Annotated in this window: 24 protein-coding genes; 16 read left to right on the forward strand and 8 right to left on the reverse strand. The window is 43.7% G+C overall.

Features of this window, described 5'->3' with window-relative positions:
• Nucleotides 1-357: 357 nt before the first annotated feature.
• Nucleotides 358-765 (reverse strand): GFA family protein, encoded by a 408-nt coding sequence (locus tag MSP8886_RS02060; protein WP_067012185.1) that lies wholly within the window; start codon nucleotides 763-765, stop codon nucleotides 358-360.
• 120 nt (nucleotides 766-885) lie between these two features.
• Between MSP8886_RS02060 and MSP8886_RS22645 the strand changes: the two genes are divergently transcribed.
• A complete protein-coding gene (locus MSP8886_RS22645; protein ID WP_281197651.1) occupies nucleotides 886-1017 on the forward strand; it encodes a hypothetical protein in 132 nt (43 codons plus the stop codon).
• On the forward strand, nucleotides 1007-1381 hold the full coding sequence (locus MSP8886_RS02065; protein WP_083200723.1) for an Lrp/AsnC family transcriptional regulator: 375 nt from the start codon (nucleotides 1007-1009) through the stop codon (nucleotides 1379-1381). The genes MSP8886_RS22645 and MSP8886_RS02065 overlap by 11 nt, the downstream gene beginning before the upstream one ends.
• 114 nt (nucleotides 1382-1495) lie before the next feature.
• On the opposite strand, the gene adhP is transcribed toward MSP8886_RS02065, so the two are convergent.
• Entirely contained in the window at nucleotides 1496-2506 is a 1011-nt protein-coding gene (gene adhP / locus MSP8886_RS02070) for an alcohol dehydrogenase AdhP (protein WP_067012187.1), read from the reverse strand.
• A gap of 678 nt (nucleotides 2507-3184) precedes the next feature.
• Here adhP and MSP8886_RS02075 point away from each other — a divergent pair.
• From MSP8886_RS02075 to MSP8886_RS02100, 6 genes are all read left to right on the forward strand, one after another.
• Nucleotides 3185-5116 (forward strand): methyl-accepting chemotaxis protein, encoded by a 1932-nt coding sequence (locus MSP8886_RS02075; RefSeq protein ID WP_083200725.1) that lies wholly within the window; start codon nucleotides 3185-3187, stop codon nucleotides 5114-5116.
• Nucleotides 5117-5424: 308 nt separating this feature from the next.
• Entirely contained in the window at nucleotides 5425-5724 is a 300-nt protein-coding gene (locus tag MSP8886_RS02080) for an antibiotic biosynthesis monooxygenase family protein (RefSeq protein ID WP_067012191.1), read from the forward strand.
• A 19-nt stretch (nucleotides 5725-5743) separates the two neighbouring features.
• Entirely contained in the window at nucleotides 5744-6133 is a 390-nt protein-coding gene (locus MSP8886_RS02085) for an amino acid-binding protein (protein ID WP_067012193.1), read from the forward strand.
• Nucleotides 6115-6837, forward strand: a complete 723-nt coding sequence (locus tag MSP8886_RS02090) for an ArsR/SmtB family transcription factor (protein ID WP_067012195.1) — start codon at nucleotides 6115-6117, stop codon at nucleotides 6835-6837. The genes MSP8886_RS02085 and MSP8886_RS02090 overlap by 19 nt, the downstream gene beginning before the upstream one ends.
• A gap of 354 nt (nucleotides 6838-7191) precedes the next feature.
• Nucleotides 7192-7647 carry a PA2169 family four-helix-bundle protein gene (locus tag MSP8886_RS02095; protein ID WP_067012197.1) on the forward strand — a complete coding sequence of 152 codons (456 nt, stop codon included), beginning with the start codon at nucleotides 7192-7194 and terminating at the stop codon, nucleotides 7645-7647.
• Nucleotides 7648-7830: 183 nt separating this feature from the next.
• Nucleotides 7831-9819 (forward strand): BCCT family transporter, encoded by a 1989-nt coding sequence (locus MSP8886_RS02100; RefSeq protein WP_067012199.1) that lies wholly within the window; start codon nucleotides 7831-7833, stop codon nucleotides 9817-9819.
• An 82-nt stretch (nucleotides 9820-9901) separates the two neighbouring features.
• On the opposite strand, the gene MSP8886_RS02105 is transcribed toward MSP8886_RS02100, so the two are convergent.
• Entirely contained in the window at nucleotides 9902-11008 is a 1107-nt protein-coding gene (locus MSP8886_RS02105; RefSeq protein WP_067012201.1) for an NAD(P)-dependent alcohol dehydrogenase, read from the reverse strand.
• A gap of 558 nt (nucleotides 11009-11566) precedes the next feature.
• On the opposite strand from MSP8886_RS02105, the gene MSP8886_RS02110 reads away from it, so the two are divergent.
• Nucleotides 11567-12109, forward strand: a complete 543-nt coding sequence (locus tag MSP8886_RS02110) for a DUF3237 domain-containing protein (protein ID WP_067012203.1) — start codon at nucleotides 11567-11569, stop codon at nucleotides 12107-12109.
• A 75-nt stretch (nucleotides 12110-12184) separates the two neighbouring features.
• Here the strand turns inward: MSP8886_RS02110 and MSP8886_RS02115 are convergent, their stop codons facing one another.
• The gene (locus MSP8886_RS02115; protein ID WP_245659004.1) at nucleotides 12185-14086 is read right to left on the reverse strand and encodes a B12-binding domain-containing radical SAM protein; all 1902 of its coding nucleotides are present in this window, start codon (nucleotides 14084-14086) and stop codon (nucleotides 12185-12187) included.
• Between the two features lie 231 nt (nucleotides 14087-14317).
• Between MSP8886_RS02115 and MSP8886_RS02120 the strand changes: the two genes are divergently transcribed.
• Entirely contained in the window at nucleotides 14318-15109 is a 792-nt protein-coding gene (locus MSP8886_RS02120) for a DsbA family protein (RefSeq protein ID WP_067012207.1), read from the forward strand.
• 252 nt (nucleotides 15110-15361) lie between these two features.
• Here the strand turns inward: MSP8886_RS02120 and MSP8886_RS02125 are convergent, their stop codons facing one another.
• Nucleotides 15362-15775 (reverse strand): universal stress protein, encoded by a 414-nt coding sequence (locus MSP8886_RS02125; protein ID WP_067012209.1) that lies wholly within the window; start codon nucleotides 15773-15775, stop codon nucleotides 15362-15364.
• Nucleotides 15776-15927: 152 nt separating this feature from the next.
• Nucleotides 15928-16608 carry a monofunctional biosynthetic peptidoglycan transglycosylase gene (mtgA, locus tag MSP8886_RS02130; protein WP_067012211.1) on the reverse strand — a complete coding sequence of 227 codons (681 nt, stop codon included), beginning with the start codon at nucleotides 16606-16608 and terminating at the stop codon, nucleotides 15928-15930.
• Between the two features lie 259 nt (nucleotides 16609-16867).
• Here mtgA and MSP8886_RS02135 point away from each other — a divergent pair, with 259 nt between their 5' ends.
• The 3 genes from MSP8886_RS02135 to MSP8886_RS02145 all read left to right on the forward strand — a co-directional run bounded on the left by MSP8886_RS02135 (nucleotide 16868) and on the right by MSP8886_RS02145 (nucleotide 19161).
• Nucleotides 16868-17530 (forward strand): metal-dependent hydrolase, encoded by a 663-nt coding sequence (locus tag MSP8886_RS02135; RefSeq protein ID WP_067012213.1) that lies wholly within the window; start codon nucleotides 16868-16870, stop codon nucleotides 17528-17530.
• Nucleotides 17531-17705: 175 nt separating this feature from the next.
• Entirely contained in the window at nucleotides 17706-18800 is a 1095-nt protein-coding gene (locus tag MSP8886_RS22855) for a methyl-accepting chemotaxis protein (RefSeq protein ID WP_067012215.1), read from the forward strand.
• Nucleotides 18801-18933: 133 nt separating this feature from the next.
• Complete coding sequence (locus MSP8886_RS02145) at nucleotides 18934-19161, forward strand: hypothetical protein (protein ID WP_067012217.1); 228 nt, start codon at nucleotides 18934-18936, stop codon at nucleotides 19159-19161.
• Between the two features lie 51 nt (nucleotides 19162-19212).
• Here the strand turns inward: MSP8886_RS02145 and MSP8886_RS02150 are convergent, their stop codons facing one another.
• On the reverse strand, nucleotides 19213-20127 hold the full coding sequence (locus MSP8886_RS02150) for a LysR family transcriptional regulator (protein WP_067012219.1): 915 nt from the start codon (nucleotides 20125-20127) through the stop codon (nucleotides 19213-19215).
• A 97-nt stretch (nucleotides 20128-20224) separates the two neighbouring features.
• Here MSP8886_RS02150 and MSP8886_RS02155 point away from each other — a divergent pair, with 97 nt between their 5' ends.
• Entirely contained in the window at nucleotides 20225-20500 is a 276-nt protein-coding gene (locus tag MSP8886_RS02155) for a DUF1330 domain-containing protein (RefSeq protein WP_067012221.1), read from the forward strand.
• Between the two features lie 92 nt (nucleotides 20501-20592).
• Here MSP8886_RS02155 and MSP8886_RS02160 read toward each other — a convergent pair whose 3' ends face one another.
• The gene (locus MSP8886_RS02160; RefSeq protein ID WP_067012223.1) at nucleotides 20593-21189 is read right to left on the reverse strand and encodes a hypothetical protein; all 597 of its coding nucleotides are present in this window, start codon (nucleotides 21187-21189) and stop codon (nucleotides 20593-20595) included.
• A 271-nt stretch (nucleotides 21190-21460) separates the two neighbouring features.
• Between MSP8886_RS02160 and MSP8886_RS02165 the strand changes: the two genes are divergently transcribed.
• Entirely contained in the window at nucleotides 21461-22348 is an 888-nt protein-coding gene (locus MSP8886_RS02165) for a DMT family transporter (protein WP_217491199.1), read from the forward strand.
• A gap of 436 nt (nucleotides 22349-22784) precedes the next feature.
• Nucleotides 22785-23363 (forward strand): hypothetical protein, encoded by a 579-nt coding sequence (locus MSP8886_RS02170; protein WP_067012224.1) that lies wholly within the window; start codon nucleotides 22785-22787, stop codon nucleotides 23361-23363.
• Nucleotides 23364-23367 lie beyond the last annotated feature (4 nt).

Here is a 23367-nt window from a genome sequence, read left to right on the forward strand (position 1 = left end):
TTTTTTAATTATAGATAGTGATGGGGAAATATCTCTTGTTTTGTGTGATAAGTGCTTTGGTTGCGCCTATTCCTTATTTGAGAAATCGTAACTAAGAGCGCAATTTAGCTAGCAAATTTATATGTCAACGCATTTTCTTTCCTTCTGTTCAGAATGTTTTATTGCTAGAACTGACAACACAAGGACGGTATTTAGAGGATGTGTATTAGTCGGAATACGCTGGTATAGAAAAGTGGCTAGTTTCCCGCTTATTAAAGGTCCACTCTCTGCTTTAACGATTAGAGTAGAAAACGGACCTTTATTTTTACTGCAGTTTCGCCTTACGGTGAAGGTGAATAGGATTTAGTGGACTGACGGTTAGGTTGGCATGCCTTCAAAAGAGGGAACCTTATCCAAACCTTCGTCCCAATTGCCTTTGCTGCCCGTAAAAATATGCGCTTGAGCTGTGATATCAACATCCGTATCCAAGCAGCCAGCAGGTACAACGACTAGGCTGCGAGCTTTAGCGTCTGTGGGGACATTAGAACCACAAACAGAACAAAAGGTACGGGCAAAGTGGGAGCCTTCCAAATGATAGTAGCTCAGCTTATCTTCACCGCTTAACCACTTTATGGTCGCACCTGGAGCAAATAGGTTGGCACAATGGGCCGAGCCTGAGGTTTTACGGCAGCGACTGCAATGACATAAGAAGAATTTTTTAAACTCACCGTCTAACTCAAATTTAGCCGCACCACATAAACAAGATCCTGTGTGAAGATGTCCCATAGCATTGTTCTCCAAAGATGGTTTTTATGTCTTTCAATAACCACTATCTTGCCATGGTTTTTGGTTGCAAATAAAGCGAATAAGAAGGTTTCCTGTGACGGTTAGAATGGAGTGACCACTGTGACGCCAGGTGGATTGATCGTATCCATATTGGTCAATGTTGAAATCGACTCTTCTAAGCTGATAGTTCTTTCCAGCAGTTTTTCTGGACTGAGTTTTCCTGACTTGATCATCGCCAGCATTGCGTTGTAGCGAAACGCCCTGTTGGCAACGTTTAAAACGCTTAGAGGAAGAGGGAATTATTACCGATTATCAGGCAAGTCTTGATCGCCGTAAATTGGGCTTTGGGGTGATGGCATTTGTTCAACTTACCTGTAATCAGCATGATGCCGACACGACGCAAACCTTCGAACACATGATTCAACAATGTGACAATGTATTGTCCTGTCATAATACCACTGGCGAAGCAGATTTTTTGCTGCAAGTGGTTGCCAAAGATTTGGATGATTACAGGCGTTTTGTCGACCAAGTATTGCGTAAGTTACCAGGGGTTTCTGCCATTGCCTCAAATATGTCATTGCGAGAACTAAAAGCATCAACGCGGTTGTCTCTTTAAAGGGCATGAAAGGGCATATTGAGTGCGACTATGTGGGTCACTTGTATAAAAAAGCCAACCCAAAAATTGGCTGGCTTTTTAGCGGCTCATGTATTTTCAAGTCAATTGAAAACGCTATATCGACATGACAATACGGCCGGTAATTTCCCCTTTTTCCATATCGGCGAAGATGTCGTTAATGTCTTCAAGAGATTTCTCTTTGATGATGGCTTTGACTTTGCCACGAGCTGCGAATTCTAAACATTCTTCGAGGTCTTTACGAGTACCGACAATTGAGCCAACAACGCTTACGCCGTTTAACACCGTATTGAAAATAGGCAGCGGCATATCTTCCGGTGGCAGGCCAACTAAGACGCACTTTCCGCCTCGGCGAACAACATCATAGCTCTGTCTAAAGCCTGCTTTACTCACTGCCGTACAGACGGTTGCGTGGACTCCATTGGTTTTTGCCAGAATATCCTCCACCACGTCATCGGTTTTAAAGTCAAAGAAACATTCGGCGCCGAGGGACATGGCTAATTCACGTTTAGCATCGCCCGTATCCACCGCAACCACACGAAAGCCCATGGCAACGGCATACTGAACGGCCAAATGTCCTAGTCCACCAACACCAAATAGCGCCACCCAATCGCCTGGTTTTGCCCCTGATACCTTGAGGGCTTTATAAGTTGTTACGCCTGCACAAAATAGCGGTGCCGCCTCCACATAACCTAATCCATCGGGCATTTTGACGACGTATTCTGCATGAGCAGCGCAATATTCCGCGTAACCACCATCGACCGAATAGCCTGCGTTTTGTTGTGATAAACAGAGGTTTTCGTTACCCGTTAAACAGTATTCGCAGTGTCCGCAGGCACTGTATAACCAAGGAATACCCACTCGGTCTCCTAGGGCAAGATGCGATACGGCACTGCCTACTTCAACGATTTCGCCTACTCCTTCGTGACCAGGAATAAGAGGTAGGGTTGGTTTAACGGGCCAATCACCATGGCAAGCGTGTAAATCCGTATGGCATACACCGCAAGCGTGTATTTTGACAAGAACTTGGTGTGGTTCAATCTTCGGTTTGACAACGTCTTCGATTTTTAGAATGGCACCAAATTTACTGGCTACAGCTGCTTTCATAACAAACTCCATCTTGTGTTACTATTGTTATAGAATAGGGTTAAGCACATTTTCGAGTGCTCACCTCCACTTTAAAGGTAAATATCAAAAAAGCTTGTCCAGTAGTCCATACTATTTGCACCACAGTACTATTTACTCACAGTGGGGACTGTCTTCCTAATAGCTTCGTTTTTAAAAATCATTATTTTTTTCAAATTGTGTCGATTTTATTATTGTTATTTTATTTTTGTAAATGAATCAATGCTATATGTATTTTATGTTTATAGTGTTATGTGATTGAAGAGGCCTTATATTCTTGTCTTGGATTTCGATTATGTTATTTTAGATAATGTTAGTCATTTTAATTAAGATAAAAACACGCTTTCTTTGATTTTCAGAAACACCGTTAATTAAGGCGCAATGCTAAAGGGATGTAGATTCTTTTGACATATCGCAACGACGAGTGACGTTTGCTCTGAGGTCTGCTAAGGATATGAAATAAAACGTGTGTTCTCTGTTAAGCCGCTCGTTAATATAATCACTATTCTCATTCGTTGCTTATACCGAATTGCATACTTTTATCCATATGCTGGGATAAGAGGGTTTGCTTATATCTTCCTTAAATGGAAAGAAATGGATTTTTATTTTCAAACAAAGGGTAAGTCTTTTAAATTAATCAATATAAATAAAAGGTGATATATGAAAAACCTATTTGGTTATCTTCGAATAGCCAATCTTTCCGTTAGGTATAAACTAATGCTTGGTTTTGGTCTTGTTATTATCAGTATCATAACCTTAGTGATTCTCAATAGTTATGGGAATAATATTGTACAGCAAAAAATAACGGCGGCAGATACGGTTAATCGTATTGTAAAACGTTTACAAGCCGCTCGCATTCAGGAAAAAAATTATGATGCTAGAAATCAAAGCGAATACGTTGATAAGTTCAATAAAGCCTTAGATGAGGCGGATCAAGAAGCTCAAGCTCTAAAGCCTATATTTCAAGGAACGGATCACGATAAAGTAATGAGCCAGATTATCCAGCAAATATCGAATTACCGGAAAAGTTTCTCTGAGTTTGTTCAGCTTGATAAGCAAAGCCAGCAAGCTATGTTAGCGATGCGCAATGAGGCGGGAGGTGCTGTCAATCAGATATCACAGATGGGTCAGGAGAATACCTCTAGTATTATGCAAGCCACTGAGGCTGCGAAAATTCAAGGAGAATTGGCTCTTGATATACTAAAAACGCGTATTCATGAAAAGAATTTTATTCTTACCAGCGATCCATCGAATATTGTTCTTGCCAAAAAGGAACTTGAGAAAATTAAAAATATTGCTTCTAGGTTAAAAGGGATGTTTAGCACGTCTGAAGGTCAGTCCCAATTAATGAGTACGATGCAACAAGTGGGTCAATATGAGAAAGCGTTGAGTACTTATGTGGACATAAACCATAAGAAATCCGTCGGACGTGAGACAATGATTAAAACGGCGCAATCGGTTATTGCTTTGGCAGAAGAGAGCCGTGCGAAGCAAAAACAGGAAATGATCGCTTTGCAGAAAGAAATCTCAACCTTGTCTATTATTGTTAGTGCCATTGCCATCATAATTTCATTGCTCTCCGCTTGGCTCATTAGCCATTTAATTGTTCCACCACTGCAAAAAGCGAAAGAAATGGCGGAGAGAGTCGCAAACGGTGACTTAACATTTGTATTAGAAGGAAAAAGCTCCGGTGATGAAGTGGGGCATCTAATGGCTTCTTTAGCGCAAATGATCGCGGGACTTCGTGATATTGTCTCTCAGCTTGGTTCAAGTGCTGATCAAGTGGCTTCGTCATCAGAAGAACTTTCTGTGGTGACGGGGCAAACCGCTTCTGGTGTTGAGAGTCAACGGCAAGAGGTCGATCAAATGGCATCCGCACTGGAAGAAATGTCGTTAACCATAAATGACGTAGCCAAAAATGCAGAAAGTGCCTCTAACTCTGCCAAAGAGGTGAGTGAACTATCTGAAAAAGGCAGTGTGATTGTTACATCCAGTAAAGAAGCGGTGTCTGGATTGGCTCAGGAAATCGCCCAGTCTGCCATTCAAATTGAGGCGCTGAGTGATGAGTCGAAAAATGCGGTTACCGTGATCAATGTCATTCAAAGTATCGCTGAGCAAACGAACTTACTGGCACTGAATGCCGCTATCGAGGCGGCCAGAGCGGGCGAGCAAGGTCGGGGATTCTCTGTGGTGGCAGAGGAAGTACGTAACCTTTCTCAGCGTACACAAAATGCGACGGAAGAAATTGCTGCGCTCATAGAGGGCCTGCAACAAAAAGCATCTATTGCTGTTCAGGCAATGCAAAAAAATGAGAAAACCGCAGAAGAAACGGTGGTAAGAAGTGAGCAAGCAAACGACGCATTGCAACAAATTACCAGCTCGATTACCTATTTGTCCGATATGAATACGCAAATAGCCTCTGCAACCACGCAGCAAAACGTGGCGGCTGAGGAAATTAGTAAAAGTGTGGTGACCATTCGTGATATCTCGAAACAAACCGCAAGTGGTGCACGAGAAACATCACAAGCCAGTGAAGAATTATCTCGATTAAGTCAGACGTTGCAGGATTTAACGCTCCGCTTCAAGCTCTAGGAGCCTGACTGGTTCTGCTCTATAAAGGCAATGTGCTTCTCACATTGCCTTTTTTCGCTTGCGATGAGACCTTTACTTTAAAGGGGGTTAGCATGACAGCGTTTTTTTGTGTCTTATGGTCTCCGTATTGGATTTAGTTCTCACTAATAAAAAAGAATCATCAGCGTGAAGACGATACTCTCGTAGTGTTCTCGACCTATTTCATGTGTTACTCATGCCTCCCTCACGACATTTCGATCATGGACGAAGTAATCCTCTTCAAAGTCGATATAGTCTTATCTTCTGTTTAATATTTGATGGGAAATCTAATGATTGCAGTAATCTTTGAAGCAAATGCAATAGCAGAAAAACAAGCTCGCTACTTTGAACTAGCAGAAGAGCTCAAGCCTCTGTTGGCTGATATTGAAGGTTTTATTTCTATAGAGCGTTTTCAAAGCTTGGCTAACCCTGAAAAGTTCATGTCACTGTCTTGGTGGGAAGATGAAGATTCGATCCGTCTCTGGAAGGAAAATCGTCTGCATAAGTTAGCTCAAGCAGAGGGGCGAGCATCTATTTTTTCTTCTTATCGAATACGTATAGCGCAAGTAACCAAAGACTATTCAGTATAAATCTTGAGGAGATTCATTGATGTTTGATATTCATGTTATTTTAAAAAATGTGCCTGGTGAGTTAGCAACTTTAGGTAAGACCCTTGGTCAAAATGGTATTGGTTTAGAAGGTGGCGGTGTTTTTACTATTAATGATCTAAGTCACGCACATTTTCTTGTCGAAGATGGGGGGAAAGCTAAAAAAGTGTTAGAGCAAGAGGGACTCCAAGTAGAAGGTGTATACATCCCTTTGATAAGAAAGTTAAACCAAGATCACCCGGGAGAGCTTGGAAAAATTACGTCTATATTGGCTGAAAACGGTATCAATATCATGACTCAATATAGCGATCATGCAAACCGTTTGATTCTTGTCACAGATCACTTTAGTTTGGCTGATAAGGTTACTCATAAATGGCAAGTCGTCCTTTAATAAAACCTACTAATAGTATAAAAAATGATAGTGGCAGTGAGCTTGAAAATTCTATAGCAGCCTTAGCTACCGTCATGTCAGATGTTTCTAGGGTAAAAATGCTGTGTGCTTTAATGGATGGTCGTGCATGGACAGCGACCGAGCTGAGTGTTGTTGCTGATATTGCGTCATCTACAGCAAGTGCGCACTTATCACGTCTTTTAAACGAAAATTTTATTATTTGTGTCGCGCAAGGACGACATCGTTATTACAGGCTTAAGGGGATTGAAACAGCAGAATTGCTTGAAGTGTTAATGGGAGCTTCTTGGAAACAAGTCGAACCGTTTACAAACAAAACACCAATAGCATTAAGAAAAGCGAGAACTTGCTACGATCACTTAGCAGGTGAAATCGCTGTAAATATCTACGAATTTATGCTCATCAATAAATGGATTGATATTGAAGGGCAAAGTTTAACAGTGCAAGGCAAACAGCAATTTGAGAAACTTGGGATCGCACTGGACGAAAAAACCACACGCAAAAAATGCAGTGCTTGTCTAGATTGGAGCGAGAGAAAGTATCATTTAGGAGGTTATGCTGGCGCAGCGCTTTTTACCCACTTTGAACGTAAAGGTTGGATCAGCCGAGTGAATGGCTTTAGAGAAGTGTTAGTGACTTATCAGGGAGAAAAAGCGCTCAAGAGGCTGTTCAATATAGTGGTATAGCGGTCATTTAAACAAAGACTTAACCAAGATGATATTCCCGCCCATGCTGCCTTGTATTACGGGTTCTGTGATCAAAGCCATATGAATACAAACTTTTAAAATGCGCTCGGCGTTACACCAGCGCTGTATCAAAATAAGTCACTCTAGCCTGTTTTGTCGTTTAGCACATATATAACACGTATGAGCTTTGTAAAAGCCTCTTCGTATCTTGTAGAAAATATGCAGTTAAGATGTGTTCTTCGAAATACGGTTGTTTTCTAATGCGCTATCGCCAACTCTTACGGTTAATACGTTGCCTATGAAAGCGGAAGGCAAGAAACGTTAACAAGGAGCTATTGAGCTTAGGAGGCAAGCATGCAAAATCAAACTACTCATGTCCACCATATTACAGATATTATAAAAGTCATGAATGGCGGTATCGAATTTTACCAAGAAGCAAAAAACAAACTGGGTAACACAATGTACCAAGCCTTCTTTGATCGTATGATCAAAGCGAAACAAGAAGCTGCTACCGATTTACAGCCATTTGCCATTGATGAACAAGGAGAAGTAGAGCTCGATAACAGTACATTGGTCAAAGCACACCAAACTTATACGAAGTTGTTATCTAATATCTCTGGCGATTCCTCTGCCTTTACTTATATTGATCAGCTAGAAGAATTAGAAGATAAGGTTCTAGAAGAACTCGACCATGCTCTAGTGAGAAACCAACCCCAAGACTGTGAGGTCACGCTGCGCCGTATTAAAGTTAAAATGCAAGAGTGTCATGATGAAATGAAAGCTCTGCAAAAAACGGCTGCTCAACATTAAGAAAAGGTGTGAATAAGCCTATAAGTCGATGACGAATAAGACTAAGCCAGTGCTAACTGATTATGTTAGCACTGGTTTTTTTGTATCTTATAGTAACAAGGGGCTCAGTTTGGGGGATCCATAAGGTTATGTACGTTACTATCCATATAAGGCTGTCAGGGCATATGGATAGGAGATCACTTTATGACCAACTCGCAGAAAACGTTATCGGGGGCAGTATTGCTGCCGGTATTTATTCCCACCGTTATTATCACTCTATTACTCATCGTCGGAACACTGAGTAACCCAGAACTTGCTGGAGAGGCATTCAAAAGTGCGTTGTCATGGATGACTGAAACCTTCGGCTGGTTTTATATGTTGGCCACCGCGATTTTTCTCGTGTTTATGGTTTGTATTGGCTTCAGTAGCTGGGGCAATATTCGCTTAGGGCCAGATCACGCCGATCCGGAATACAGCTTTCCTGCTTGGTTTGCGATGCTTTTCTCCGCTGGTTACGGTATCGCTCTGTTATTTTTTGGTGTTGCTGAGCCGGTATTACACTTCTCTCAACCACCTAATGCCACCGCTGAAACCATTGATGCGGCTCGTGAGGCGATGCAAATCGCTTACTTCCATTGGGGGTTACATATTTGGGGTATATACGGTCTGATGGGGCTGGTACTTGCCTATTTTGCATTTCGTCATGGTTTACCATTGTCTGTACGCTCGGCGCTTTATCCGCTGATTGGTGATCGTATTTATGGCCCTATTGGTCATACTGTTGATGTGTTTGCCATTCTCGGCACCTTGTTTGGTTTAGCGACGACACTTGGATTATCTGTGACGCAGATTAATGCAGGCTTACATTACCTTTGGGAAGGCATTCCTATTAGTACGACAGTACAAGTGATTGCGATTGGTTTGATTACCCTAGCGGCGATTGCTTCAGTTGTGGCGGGTATGGATAAAGGAGTGAAAAACTTATCGATTTTGAATATGGGGTTAGCCGTATTCATTATGGTCATTGTATTTTTTGTCGGTCCTAGCATTCATATTCTCGATGCCTTCGTGCAAAACACAGGGGCATATTTGAGCAACATTGTAGGGCGTACCTTTAACCTGCAGGCATACACGCAAAGTGATTGGATTGGTAACTGGACACTGTTTATTTTTGCATGGACCATTGCTTGGGCGCCCTTTGTTGGGCTATTTATTGCCAAAATTAGCCGTGGTCGTACCATCCGCCAGTTCATCTTTGGTGTGCTTGCCGTGCCGACCATATTTACTTTTTTATGGTTTTCTATCTTTGGCGACACTGCTTTGTATTTGATTATGGAGCAGGGTAAGGATGTGTTGATTGGCGAAGTACAGGCAGACCATTCGGTGGCATTATTTCAGTTTTATGATTTGTTGCCTTGGTCTACTTTCTTATCTGTCGTCACCGTTTTCTTGATTATCACTTTCTTTGTTACCTCATCGGACTCTGGATCCTTAGTCGTTGACTCGTTGGCATCTGGCGGCGCCCTAGAAACCCCCATTTGGCAGCGCGTCTTTTGGGCCTCTCTTGAAGGTGTGATTGCCGCTACCTTGTTGTTGGCCGGAGGCTTAAGTGCGTTGCAAACCATGAGTGTGCTGGCAGCCTTTCCTTTTGCCATCATTATGCTGTTAGCGGCAGTTGGATTATGGCGAGCATTGGTTATTGAGGGACATCGTGAGGCCTCAGTAGAAGCCGCTGCGGTCCCTGGGCGTGCATTTAGTCGCGAGGGGAGCTGGCGCAAACGTCTTAGTACGTTGTTTAAGTTTCCTGGACAGGCCAAGGTGAGCCACTTTATTAAAGAAGTGGTCGTGCCAGCGATGGAAGAAGTGCAAAAAGAACTGGCGATCCATGACTGGAAAGCCAACATTACCACGCAAGAGAATGGTGTTACCTTCCAACTTGAGCATGACGATAAACTGGACTTTTTCTATCAAGTGTTGGCGACGGAACACCAAATCCCCGAAGCCCATAGTGACAAATCAAACTATGACACCCATTGGCAAGCGGATGTGTACATTCGTAATGGGGCGTTGGGTTACGAGCTTTATGGCTGTAGCAAAGATGAAGTGATTCGAGATCTTATTGATCAGTTAGAGCAGTACTTCAACTTTGTTGATGCCGCACCGGGACAACTGCCTTGGAATACCGTTTCTTAATAAAAAGCGCCAGCTCTGGTTGAGTTGGCGCTTTTTCATTTCTGTTAGCGGTGTTCTGCTGATTTGATCCGTCTGATTGTGACTAGGCGGCTGGCATGGTTACAACAGGCTTAATGGTCACGCCTGATTCAGAGTCTTCAACGGCTTGGTTGATGTCTTGAAAATCGTACATCTTGATCAATTTATCAAAGGGAAACTTGCCAGCTTGATAGAGTCGAATCAGCTCAGGAATAAAGACATCAGGATTCGATTCCCCTTCCACGATTCCCATTAAGCGTCGACCGCCACTCATAAAATGCGTTTCATTGAACGATATTTCCGTGTCTGGTCCAGAGGCACCGAGAATGCCACAGGTGCCTTTTGGTGCAAGGCTTTCTACTGCGCCTTTGATGACGGCAGGAATCCCCGTGGTGTCGAGAGCAAATTTCGCCCCATAGCCAGTGATTTTGAGGATTTCTTCGGTACTGTTTACTTTGCTGGGGTTAATGGTGTGAGTGGCCCCCAAACTTTTCGCAAGTGCTAGGCGATCATCATTCATATCCACTGCGATAATGGTGGTCGCAGAAACGGCGCTTGCCGCCATGATAGCGGATAACCCTACTGATCCCGTGCCGAATACCACAAAACTGTCACCTTGAGAGACTTGCAAAGCATTTAGGACGGAGCCAGCACCAGTTTGAATACCGCAGGCTAAGGGGCCTAATAGCTCAAGTTTTATGTCGGCGGGGACTTTTACTACATTCAGCTCGTTACAAATTGCATAGCTAGCAAAGGATGATTGCCCAAAAAAGTTACTTGTAATGGGGGTGCCATCTTGACTCAAGGCGCTGGAGCCGTCGCTTCTTGCTCCTTCAAAATTGCGTGGAAAGAATTCATGGCAATAGCTGATATCGTGATTTTTACAACTTGGGCAAGTACCACATGAGTTGAATGTCATCACCACATGATCACCAGGTTTGACTTTGCTGATACCGGCTCCTACTTTTTCAACAATCCCCGCGCCTTCGTGGCCTAATACCGCCGGTAGTGGCGTCGGCATCATGCCGTCACGAACCACAAGGTCTGTATGACAAACCCCAGTAGCGACGACTTTAACAAGGATTTCGTCTTGTCTTGGTTCTTCAATCTCAATGTGCTCGACACTGAAGGGTTTTCCGGTTTCACGTGCGATAGCGGCTAAAATTTTCATGATTATTTCCACCTTATTGTTGTTATTTGATACGCCACCCAGACATGGCATCTGGCTGTTTTTTTATCGGTAAGACAATCTAAATTGTTTATATATTAAACAATATGGTATTGAACTATTTTTTACAACAAGTACTGAACGAATATCGTGGAAAAAATAAGGTGATGTTTTGTCGACATGGGACGATGGGTTCAGACCATGACAGAGCATGCCACTCTTCAGCGCATATGTTGTTAGTCGCTACATGCCCATAAACCAAACCATATCGCAATACTGCTAGGCTTTGTTGGGACAACAAGGTCTTCACAAGTGACGTCAAATCTGTCACCTGCAAATTCGACTTCATCGGCATATCGTAGCGATATAAAAAGCGCTTTAGAGCTGTCCATTACCTGTTTTCAACTGCTATCGCAAAAATCAACAAACATTTGATCGATTAAACAATTGCTAAAATCAACATCCACCATCTATTGTGAAAATGCTTTTTGCTCATAAAGGTAGCTTTTAACTTAGGGCAGCAAAAATGGATAACAATAAAAACAAAAATGGAGAATCAATATGCTAAAAATCATCAATGCACTTACCATCTTCTCGATATCTCTTCTTATTAGTGTCAGTGCGTTAGCCGCTAGTGACAACCCCAATAGAGATGATCGCTTTACAACAAAATTCGTTTATGAAGCTCGTGTGACGATAGATAAAGCAAGAGTAACCGTTGGCCAGAGTAAATATGGTGAACGAGGCATTATTTGGATCACGGGGGGAGAATTTAAAGGCCCATCGTTAAAAGGAAAGGTTCTTTCTGGTGGCGGTGATTGGCAACTTGGTCGCCCAGACGGTAGTAAAGAGTTAGATGCAAAATATGCTCTTAAAACCGATGATGGCTATATTATTTTAGTACAGAATAAAGCGATTATTAGCCCAAAACCAACCAAAGAAAACCCTAAAAATCGTTATGCCAAAAGCGTGTTAAGCTTTGAAGCTCCCCTCGGTAGTCCTTACGAATGGATGAATAAAGCCATTTTCTTAGGAACAGTAGACAGAGCAAAGGATTATGATAAAGATCCCGCTGTGATTATTCGTGTTTGGCAGGTGCTCTAACTCAACACTTAATCCTGCTTAATCCTGAGATCCTCTTCCAAATGCTGTAAGGGGATCTCAGTTCGCGCAGTTGTGTTAACTAGTGACAATCAAATCGTTTACCGCGCTAGAAATCAGATCTTTTTTTACCTTAGTGTGGGCAACGGGTTGGTCAAACCAAAAACTCATTGGCTGATCAAAGCCAATGCCATGCATATAATTATAGAGCGCTTTGCGCAGTCCATCTCCCAACATCTCATGGTCGGTGCCCGTTGGGTCGGTGAAATCCACATCGTTTTCGGCAAACAAAATATGGGGTCGTTCGGTAAGGGTAATGCCATACGCATCGGGATTGATGCCAATTGGGCTATGGGCAGTGGCGGCAAAACGGTGCCAAAAAGCAGACTGAAAACAGCCTTGCCCCATCATTTGTCGCACCATTTCTAGCGCATCAATGGTTTCTTGCTCGGTCTGCGTTGGGAAGCCATACATCAAATAAGCATGTACCAGAATACCAGCATCACTGAATGCTTTGGTCACTCGGGCTACCTGCTCGACACTCACGCCTTTTTTCATCAGCTTAAGCAATCGGTCGGACGCCACTTCCAAGCCGCCGCTCACGGCGATGCAACCAGAATCCGCCAGTAATTGGCAGCGTTCAGGGGTGAAGGTTTTCTCAAAGCGAATATTGCCCCACCAACTGATCACTACGCCCCGTTCGATCAAACGCTTTGCCAGTGCAAATAAGGCCTTGGGTGGTGCCGCTTCATCGACAAAATGGAAACCCGTTTGCCCTGTTTCTTCTATCAACTCTTCAATACGATCCACCAGAATATCGGCGCCAGCGGCATCGTAGCGGTCAATGTAATCCAGTGTCACATCACAGAAGCTGCACTTGCGCCAATAACAACCGTGGGCAATGGTCAGCTTATTCCAGCGGCCATCGCTCCAGATACGGTGCATGGGGTTGAGCATTTCACACAGGGACAAGTATTCTGTTAACGGCAAGCCATCGTATATCGGCGTGCCGACATCGGTTTGAGGAATATCGTGTAACTCGGCGTTTTCGTTATAGTGCACGTAGGGCTCGCCGTTTTCGTCTTCTGCAAGAAAGTAAGTACGCACCAACTCATCAATTTCACGTTTACCATCAAAGAATTCCAGCAAAGTCATAAAAGGCCGCTCGCCATCGTCAACACAGATAAAATCGACAAATTCGAATACCCGTGGGTCTTTCAGTGCGCGTAGCTCAGTGTTCACAAAACCGCCGCCTAGTACCACAGGCAGGTCAGGATTAATCTCTTTACAGGTTTGCGCAATACGTAGAGCCCCCAGCATATTACCAGGGAAAGGCACGGTGAGTGCGACGACGCTGGGTTGAGCTTCTTCTAGATATTGATCAACGAGCTGTTCTAGAATCTCAGAACTAAAACTCGGTTCACCCATTAACGTGTTATATAGATCGTCAAAGCTTGGATTGGCCGCCGCCAACCGCTCACCATAACGACTGACCTCAAAATAGGGATCAACTCCTTGAGTAATCACGGCAGACAAATCGTTGATAAACAAAGTCGCCAGATACTTGGCTTTATCTTGGACGCCAAGATCACCAAAAGCGGTTTTGAGTATGTCCCCCGAGATGGCTTCCATCTGCGCAATCACATTGAAGGCTGGGCCTTCTGGTAAAAAGCGACGTGAGATAATGCGTAGGGCAAGGCTGGAATCTTTGCCTTGTAAAAAGCGAATAACTGGCTCGACACAAGTACGATAACGATCAAACTCGGCCAAAAAGGTAAAGATCACATCAGGTAGCTCATCCTCCTCAAAAGACTCAAAATTGGCCTCCACATGCTGATGGATAATATCCAGAGCGGGGGCTGTCATCATTTCTAGAAACAATTCGATAGCAGGGTCTCGCTGCACCGCCTCATAGCCCCGAGAGCGCAAAAAACCAGTTAGATAGGCCGTCGCTGGATACGGAGTATTTAACTGGGTCATGGGTGGGGTCATCAGAAGAACGGTCATAGCTTGCCTTTAAAGTAAAACCTAATAGGAATGGGGCGGATTTTAGCAAATGGTCTGAATAAAAGTCTTATTAATTCGCAGGAGGGCGAAAAATACTCCCATAGTGAACCCCAATCTCTCCACAATTGCGCGTTGCTTTGCTGCTATTGCGTCGATATGGTAGTTGATGGGTCTTTATGTTTGTAAATATGATTGGATATCAGTATGAAAAAACAACTATTAGCCGTTTTATCCTCAACAGCCATTATGGCAACCGCGACAATGGCGTATGCTAGTGACAGCAGCACGTTTTCTCCAGATCAGCAAGAACAGATTGGCAAAATCGCCGCCGATTACTTGGTAAAACACCCTGAAATTCTGGTTCAAGTGAGCCAAGAACTTCAAAAGAAACAGCAGGAAGCAGAGCAGTCGGCTCTGACTGTATCGGCTGTTAAGGCCCATGCTAACTTAATGAAACTTGATGGCATCCCACACATTGGGCCGAAAGATGCCAAGGTGACTGTGACAGAGTTTTTTGATTATCAGTGCTTCTATTGCCATAAAATGGCTCCTGAAGTGGAACAGCTCATGAAAGCCAACCCTAACGTGACGTTTATTTTCCGTGATTGGCCGATTTTTGCATCCCGCTGGGAAACCTCCGCAACGGCAGCGACTGCGGGTCTAGAAATTTGGCAGCAAAAAGGGGCTAAAGCCTACCTTAGCTACCATAATGGCATTTTCGCAACGGGTCATGATGAAGGTAAATTGACCAATGCCGATATCCAAAAAGTAGCAAAAGAAGCTCTCAAAGCGCCTTTAAAGAAAGTCTCAGATGCTCCTTATAAAAAAACCATCATGATTAATGATCAGCTATCCCGTCAGATTGGTTTCCAAGGCACGCCTGGATTTGTCATTACACCCGCTAGTGGTGCTACAGTGAAAAATACCACGGTTATTGGCGGCGCAGTGGATGAGGCAACCTTGCAAGACGCCATCGACAAAGCTCTAAATAACTAGTTAATAGAGTTCAATATACATAGCCAGACATTGAGATCGTAAAATAGAGTGATATTGATGTTTGGCTTTGTGCTTTTTATAAATCAGGTCTTCTTGTCTGTATATATAAATTAAATAACGCATTACTAGATGCGCTTTTGATCAATAGTCTGACGCTATGGTATGTGGCATGGTGTGGTGAGAGGGGTAGTCAGAACGCTCTGTAATATGCGCTCCCTTGCCCCTAATTCTTGATAACTGATAATCTAAAAATTAACGAACGAGCAGAATAGATTTGTCCGTATGGGACGCCAAATAGCTGCCGTGGGGATGGAAAAAATGATCCTTAAAACTAGGAACATGGGACGCCATGACCACTAAATCAATAGGGTTGTCATGTAGCCAATGATTTAACACGTGATCCATATCGGCCGAAGGGTCGGTGCAAGGAACCACCACGCCGACAAACTCAACGCCAAATTCCTGTTTTTTCGTTTCGGCAAAAGCATCTAGCCTACTTTGGAACTCTTCAGGGTCATGGGAAACTTCATTTGCTGCAGACGTTGAAACAGCGAGTAGAAATACCTTGGATGAGTACTGCTTGGCAAGATCCCCAGTGACTTTCAGCGCTTTTTCTAATTTGTCTGCGTGGGCTAAGTCCACAGGAACAGCGATATTTTCATACATAACAAGCCTCCTTTATTAGTTTTGGCTCTCCTTAAGTATAGAACAATCAGGGTCAAGACTATGGAGGTAAGGTGGAAAGTAATAGGAGACTGGTCAGCAAAGAGCCGTTATAGAGACATTTCTATATAACGGCTGCGTGAGGGAGTAAGAGTCTAGCGCCCTAAAATAGGCTTAAGATAGCCTGCTCCAAGCTGTTGCATTTGCTGTTCCACCCAATTGACCCTTTTAAGAAGGTAGGGGGTTAAATGGTTAGGGTCGCGTTCACGAGGGTTGGGCAACAGTACCGCCAACCGTGCGGCTTCATCTTTGGTTAGCTTACTCGCAGACTTGCCAAAATAGTGCTGGCTAGCCGCTTCAATACCATAAATACCTTTACCAAATTCCGCTATGTTTAAGTACACCTCTAAGATTCGCTTTCTGCCCCAGATGGCTTCAAGACTGACTGCCAAAACGGCTCCAAGGCCTTTACGGATAAAGCTGCGTGCTGGCCATAAGAAAAGATTTTTTGCTGTTTGCTGGGTGATGGTGCTTGCGCCACGCAGGCCATCACCGTCGTCGTATTGGCTTATGGCGTTACCGATGGCCGTAAAATCAATACCAAAATGATATGGAAACCGCTGATCTTCTGAGGCAACGAAAGCGAGCGGCACGTACGGTGGCAGCTTATCGATACTGATCCACTGTTGAGTGACTGGATAAGGGCTTTGTAGCATAAAAGACGTGGTTGGTGGCGGTACAAACCGAAAAACCAACAAGATGAGAAATAGAACTAGAAAAAAACGCCATACAACAAACCATATCTTACCTAAAACACTACGTTTACGCTTTGCCATTCATTGTCTCTTATTAGCTTTGATGAGGCCCATGTTAAGCAAGAGTATAAACAAAAAAGGAGTCTGTCTCCTTTATTTTTGATAAGTGGGCTCTCTATGAAAGGCCCAAGCGGCCAACTAAACGCTTAGAAGTTTATTATTCCTTTACATTTTCTCATCTTTTATTCTGAGATTAGATTCCTGTAGTATGCGCTCACTAACGATACACCGTCTGAAAAACAATCCCCCGCCTTACACCAGCGTAATAAGGAACCGTCAAATGGCTGACTTTAAAACTCATGTGACTGTGGCTGCAGCTCTCAGCGCACCACTCGCCGCAAGCGCCTTTCTTATGGGGTTTGCGACTATGAGTGATACCATTCTTTATGCCTTAGCCGGAACGCTTGGTGGGATGCTGCCTGACATCGACTCTGATGACTCCATCGCCATTCGGATTGTTTTTCGCTTGCTTGGTGCCTTGGTCGCAGGTCTCACGGTCGTTCTATGTGTGAACCAACTGCCCCATTGGCAAGTGCTAGCCTTGGCGCTAGGTGGCTACCTCCTAGTACGCTTCCCGATACAATGGGGGTTTGAACAGCTCACCATTCACCGAGGAACACTGCATAGTCTGCTTGCTAACCTAATGTTTACTGTTATCTCGGTCGCAATCTCGTTCCATGTCTTCGATCTGAACGCGAAAACCGCATGGGGAGTAGGAGCATTTATCTTCTTAGGGGCGACCATACACCTCATACTTGACGAATTATACAGCATTGAACTGTCTGGAATGCGCGTTAAGCGCTCCTTTGGTAGCGCTCTAAAACTGACAGACTGGGGCGAACCTTGGACATCGCTTTTGCTCGTTCTATGCTGTGCTTTGGGTTACTGGCTAAGTCCCAATCCAGATGTATGGCATACAACATTTGCTTGGCTGCCCAATTGATTAATAATGCCAAGAAGCCGATCTGTTAACGCTCTTCTCTTCTTGATGGTGGATACGGTGTCTATCTCAAAATGTAAATTGGTTAGCATATAAATAATTATTCATGGCATCTATTTTGTGTTTTTATCAAATTCTATAAAAGGATCATAAACAACAATAAAAATAGGAATGCATAATGAATGTTAGACAAAAAGTATGGTTTACGGGATTGATGATTGCTGAAATATGCATTGCCATCGCTTTGACAATATCGCTCAATTGGACTGATAGTATGCCAATGCTTGCCAACCTAATACTGGTTTGGCTTCTCACTGCCTTAGCTATGTTTTTCACTTTTAATTATCTAAAAAAAGGGCACCAACAACATCAGTTTTTTCAGTTACTTGCTGACAAACTGACACAACATCTACCCGATAGCCCTCATTTCACCTTGCCAACGAAGACTGATGACTTTCCACTTTGGGTTGATCGAGTTGTTCACAAGCTAATATCTTCGAAACAGGAAGATCGAGATATAGCAACAGTGGATACTACACTACAGAGTAACATTGATGCGCTGCTTCAGATTGTTAATAAGCAAGAACAAGATTTATCCGATATTCTCAAACACCGCCAGCATAGTGCGCCGCTTATACAAGGAGTGGCTGCTAACACCGACATTATCACGCAAAAGGTAGGCATCTTGGTGGATGACTCCAATCAAGGGCAGCACAATTTGCAATTAGCGGAAAGTGTCCTACAAGAATTGACTCACCAAGTGTCCTCTACCGCTGATGTGATCAAGCAGCTTTCTAATAATTCGGAACAAATTTCCTCTGTACTGGATGTGATTCGCAGTATTGCCGACCAAACCAACTTGTTGGCCCTTAATGCTGCCATTGAAGCCGCTCGCGCGGGTGAACAAGGTCGAGGCTTTGCTGTGGTTGCCGATGAAGTGCGTAACCTTGCCAGTAAAACCCAACAATCCACCCAAGATATTCAAGTCATGATAGAAGGCCTGCAAAAGGGGGTCTCAGAAGCGGTGCACAACATTGACGACAGCGTTCGCTCTGTGCAAAACACCGTTGAGCTAACGAATAAGACGGGTGAGTCGCTGGCCGAAACTTGTACCGAAGTGAATGAAATTAACCGACTGGTGAACGAAAATTCCGCTAAGCAAATCGATATTGGCAAATTGGCGGTGGAAGTGAACGAACGATTACAGTACCTCAATGAACGAACCCTAGAAGCAAAATCCCTTTCAACACAGCTTCAGGAAACCATTGCTTAGTAAAGGCAGAGGCTTAATAAACAAAGAGGCGAACGAATCCGTCTCTTGTTGTATGCCTGTTATCCTGCTATTAAGAAGGCGTCTAATCATTTAGACTGGCGATCTTTCCGGGAAGCAAAAGGATGTAAAGGACATGAAGTTCATTTTTGTGATTGCTGTGTTAACTTTGATCGTTGGTTGCAACGACCCCGATGCCACTGCCGACAGTGGTTTGGAGTTTGAGCAGCACACTATTGAGGTAGATGGAGAAAGCGTTGTTATTAATACAACTAAAGGATCAGAACTAACGGATGAAGATTTAAAAGAAATGTTCTCAAGTGAAGACCTGAAGGCATTTCTAAAGGATGAGCCAGTAGAGTAAAGCGCGAAATCTACTCCTTTTATGATGGAAAATAAGTAGCCATGGCTTGCCTTACACTTTATCCGTTGCGCACGTTTTTAAAAAATAGTGACGATACAGCTGATAGAAGCGTGAGACGTGCAGTGGTTTTTCCCCCTTATATTGATGTAAAAAATAAAAGTGCCAATCCTTGCCGCGACATTCTGGAAGTACTCTTTGTAAGCCACCGTCTTGCAAATGCTTTTGCACTAAAAACTCGGGTAGCAAGGCGATTCCCATGTCGAGTAATGTCGCTTCAAGCCCTGTGGCTAGGCTATTTATTTTGACACAGTGGTCGAGAGAGATCATTTGTTTATTATCAAGGTGGTTATCAAACACCTCGATTTTGGGTCTATGCCATGCCGTCGCTATGAATTTGTGTTGTGCGAGTTCTTCTAAGTTTTTGGGGAAGCCGTACTGGGCCGTGTAGCGCGGTGAGGCACAGAATATCTCTGATACGGTACTGACCGATAAAGCGCGATAGTCACAGTCTTTAATATCCCCACCAAAAATGGCGGCGTCAAGTTGATGTTCTATCAGATCTTGCCATTTGGCGGTCACCACAATCTCAGGGGTGATCAGCGGAAACTCGATACACAATTGCCGGATGGCGGGCATCACAATTTCTTTTTCGGAAAAAGGCGGAACGGACACTTTAAAGAGCCCGCTAGGTTGGTCCTTAATTTGGTTTAACTCCGTGAAAGCCATATTAAGCTGTTCATCTAATAACTCACTACGAGCGAGCAAGGTTTCCCCTGCTGCGGTTAGTAAGACGCCTCGTGTGCTGCGTATTAGAAGTTGCTGACCAATGGCCTCCTCTAAACGTTTGATTTGTTGACTAATGGCCGACTTGCTAATGCCTAGCTTTTTGGCGGCAGCAGTATAGGAACGCTTGGAGGCGACTTCTGCAAAGGTGAGAAGCAAGGGTGCGAGCTTTATATTGTTCATTTATATAAACACTTTGTTAATTTTGTTGGTATTGTTAAATAAACAACACAATCTTAAGCTAAGTCAACCTATTCACTTGTCTTAAGGAGACAGAAACATGACTAGCTTTGTGATCGTAGATTCAACGGTAATTGATCAAGATAAATTGGCAGAGTACAGCGCTCAAGCAAAGGCTACTATAGAGCCCTATGGCGGCCGATTTATTGCCAAGGGGGAAGCAGAAATACTGCATGGGGCAACCGAACATAGAGCAAAAGCCATTCTTGAATTCCCTGATAAAGAAAGTGCTAGAAACTGGTACAACAGCGACGCCTATCAAGCATTAGCGCCGCTTCGAGAAGAAGGCATTCGCAGCACCTTCCATCTTGTATAGTCGATAGTAATAGCCACAAGAGAGGCAACTCTTTTAAATATGGGGTAATGGTCACTTGGGTCCAATTATCCCATAATTTATCCTTGATGAAATTAGGCCATTTGCTGAGACAGCGCGCTGCGACGCAGCTGCAGGATGATCAATAAAATCAAAAAGCCCACCGCTAAGCAGAATGGAAACAGCACCGTGGTAATGGAGTAGGCTTGCAGCGCCACGACAGAGCACACATTACGTAAAATCATGATAATGAAAAAAATTCGGCTTTCTTCAAAGGGGCGATAGTAGGCCTTTCGAAAGGTAGGTCCAAAACCGATCATATCGATAGTGGTGAGAATGACCACCGTCCACAATGGATCATTGGTAATGTACCACAGTGGCAGTGAGGCCAAGGCCACGATCAAAAAGCCCCAATCCAATTTGCTGATAGTGGCATCACCGCGTTTGGTATAGGCCAATATGGCAATCAGAATCGTCACAACCCCTGATAACCCAATAGGCCATGCTCCCATACCGCCCTCGGCTTCCAGTTGGGCAAAGAAAACAGTGGTAGTGGTAATACCCCAAATCACCCACGAAAATACATGGGGCTTCACTTGACCGCGTAAAATTAACACAATATAAGGCACAAATCCCATGATCGCTAATACAATGGCGATGCCACTAAAAATAAGTTTGATATTGAATTCCATGTGCCTTCCTTACGCTAATGGCCATAGTAAAACTCGATTCTACCGACTTTGTCCTAAAACAGGCGGGCAAAATACGTCAAATTTGCACCAAAATAGGTCGTTTAAAGTGAATCGGCCAGATATCAATACTACTCGATAAAATGCTTCCAACAACCCAATCTGCTGTAGTGTTGGAAATGAAGCTGGCAGTCTAGATTCTCAACGCTATTGAGATGCTCTACAATCCGAACATCCTCCATTATGAAACCAGCGATAGAAGGCGAATAACCACATGAGCCCATTAAACATGGAAGCGGAGCGTACCCTAGTGGGAAAAGGTGTGTTGTTATGCCTAGCCGCGATGTTGGTATTCGCCTCACAAGATGCCGTGACGAAAATCCTCGTTCAGGATATGTCGGTGGCGCAAGTGGTACTCGTGCGCTATTGGGTGTTTGCATTGTTTGCGATCATTTGGGTGTCACGTCACAGTACGGTTCGTCATGCATTACGTTCGGTGCGCCCTAAGTTGCAGGTGTTACGTTCCTTATTGTCCATTGCTGAGATTGCGATTTTCAATTTGGCATTGCGTTATCTTGGCTTAGCAGAAGCGCATTCCCTGATGGCGGTGTTCCCATTAATGGCAATTGCCTTGGCGGCACCCATCTTAGGGGAACGGGTAAGTCTGAAATGTTGGTTGGCGGTGTGTGTCGGTTTTATCGGAACACTGATTATCCTGCGACCCGGGCTGGAAGTTTTTAAATCTGAGTCGCTGATACCGTTAACTGCGGCCTTGTGTTTTGCTGGTTATCATGTGGTGACCCGTCAGGTGAGTTCCGCAGGGGATGGTTTTAATACCAACATACTCTATATGGCCTTGGTCGGTTGTGTTTGTGCAACGGTTTTTGGTGTGACGGTATGGCGTGAGCCGAGCATGCAGGAATGGATTTTATTGGCCGTGATTTCTATTATGAGTGTTGCTGCACAGCTTTTATTAGTGAAAGCCCTAGAGTATGCCCCCGCCTCAATACTACAACCTTTCAATTACAGCTTACTGGTATTTGCCACCATTATTGGCTTCTTAGTATTTAGAGAACTGCCAGACAGATGGACCATTGTGGGAGCCGGGATTGTTATTGCCAGTGGCTTATATGTTATTTATCTACAACGTGCTCGCGAATGATTTTTTGGGAGGCCAGACTCTGTGACCCAGAACTCTCTTGGACAAAAGGTCATATGATCTTGGTGTGATGAAGCCATTTAAGAAATCTTTCTGATGACGATCAAACGTATTAGGCTTGAAAGAAATCTAAAGGTTCAACAGACAAAGGCTTGGCCACTACAAAAATGAAAGAGTCTGACATTAGTCGCGGTATATTGTCTGACTCGGATTCTCGTTATCTAATGGATGATGAGCTGCAAGAATTTAAGCCAGTTCCAGAAGGAGGAGAAAATGAAAAGGATTAAACTTGAAGTTGAGTTCACGAAGTGATTCAAATTCATGCTAATCATATTCTTATGTGTATTGGTCTCGACTTGATCCGCCCCCGAACTTGATTAAAGATAGGAACTCATCCCAGTCAAATTTTGGAAGGTAAAGATACCCAGTGGAGCGGGAAATGAAGGTTTACAAAATCACCTCAGGAGAGCTAAAACAAGGCTTTTTAGACTTTGATAGTCATCAACTAGCACAACAACTAGGGGGAGATGAGGTAGAAGATTTTTTATTCGATCAACCTTTAACCAATGCGTCGATCTTACCTATATGGAAAGAGGGGGTTGTTTGTTCCCCCTTGCCTTATTTTGAACAGCAAGGCGTTCCTTTTCCTGATGTGAGTCGTTGGGGTGGACATATGCTGATCATTAGTGAAAAGGCTAATTCGGTATTGGGAGGTGCCTTTGTTGAGACCGGTGAGCTTTTACCTATTACTGTCAATGATATACCTATGTTTCTTTATAACTGCCTAACCTACGCTAAGGAAGATAAAGAACTTACCACCAATGAATATTCAGATGGCATTCGTGTTGGCTTAAAAACACTGGCTTTTGAACCTGACGATATTGCCAAAAAGCCTATTTTTAAGTCCAAGCGTGCAGGAACAACACGTTTGTTTGTTAATCAAAATTTCGTATCTATTTTTGAAGAAAATAATTTAACAGGCATTGGTTTTGATAGTGACTTACTAGCCCCTCTCTAGGAGA

The sequence above is a fragment of the Marinomonas spartinae genome, assembly GCF_900089775.1.
Classification (GTDB): Bacteria; Pseudomonadota; Gammaproteobacteria; order Pseudomonadales; family Marinomonadaceae; genus Marinomonas; species Marinomonas spartinae.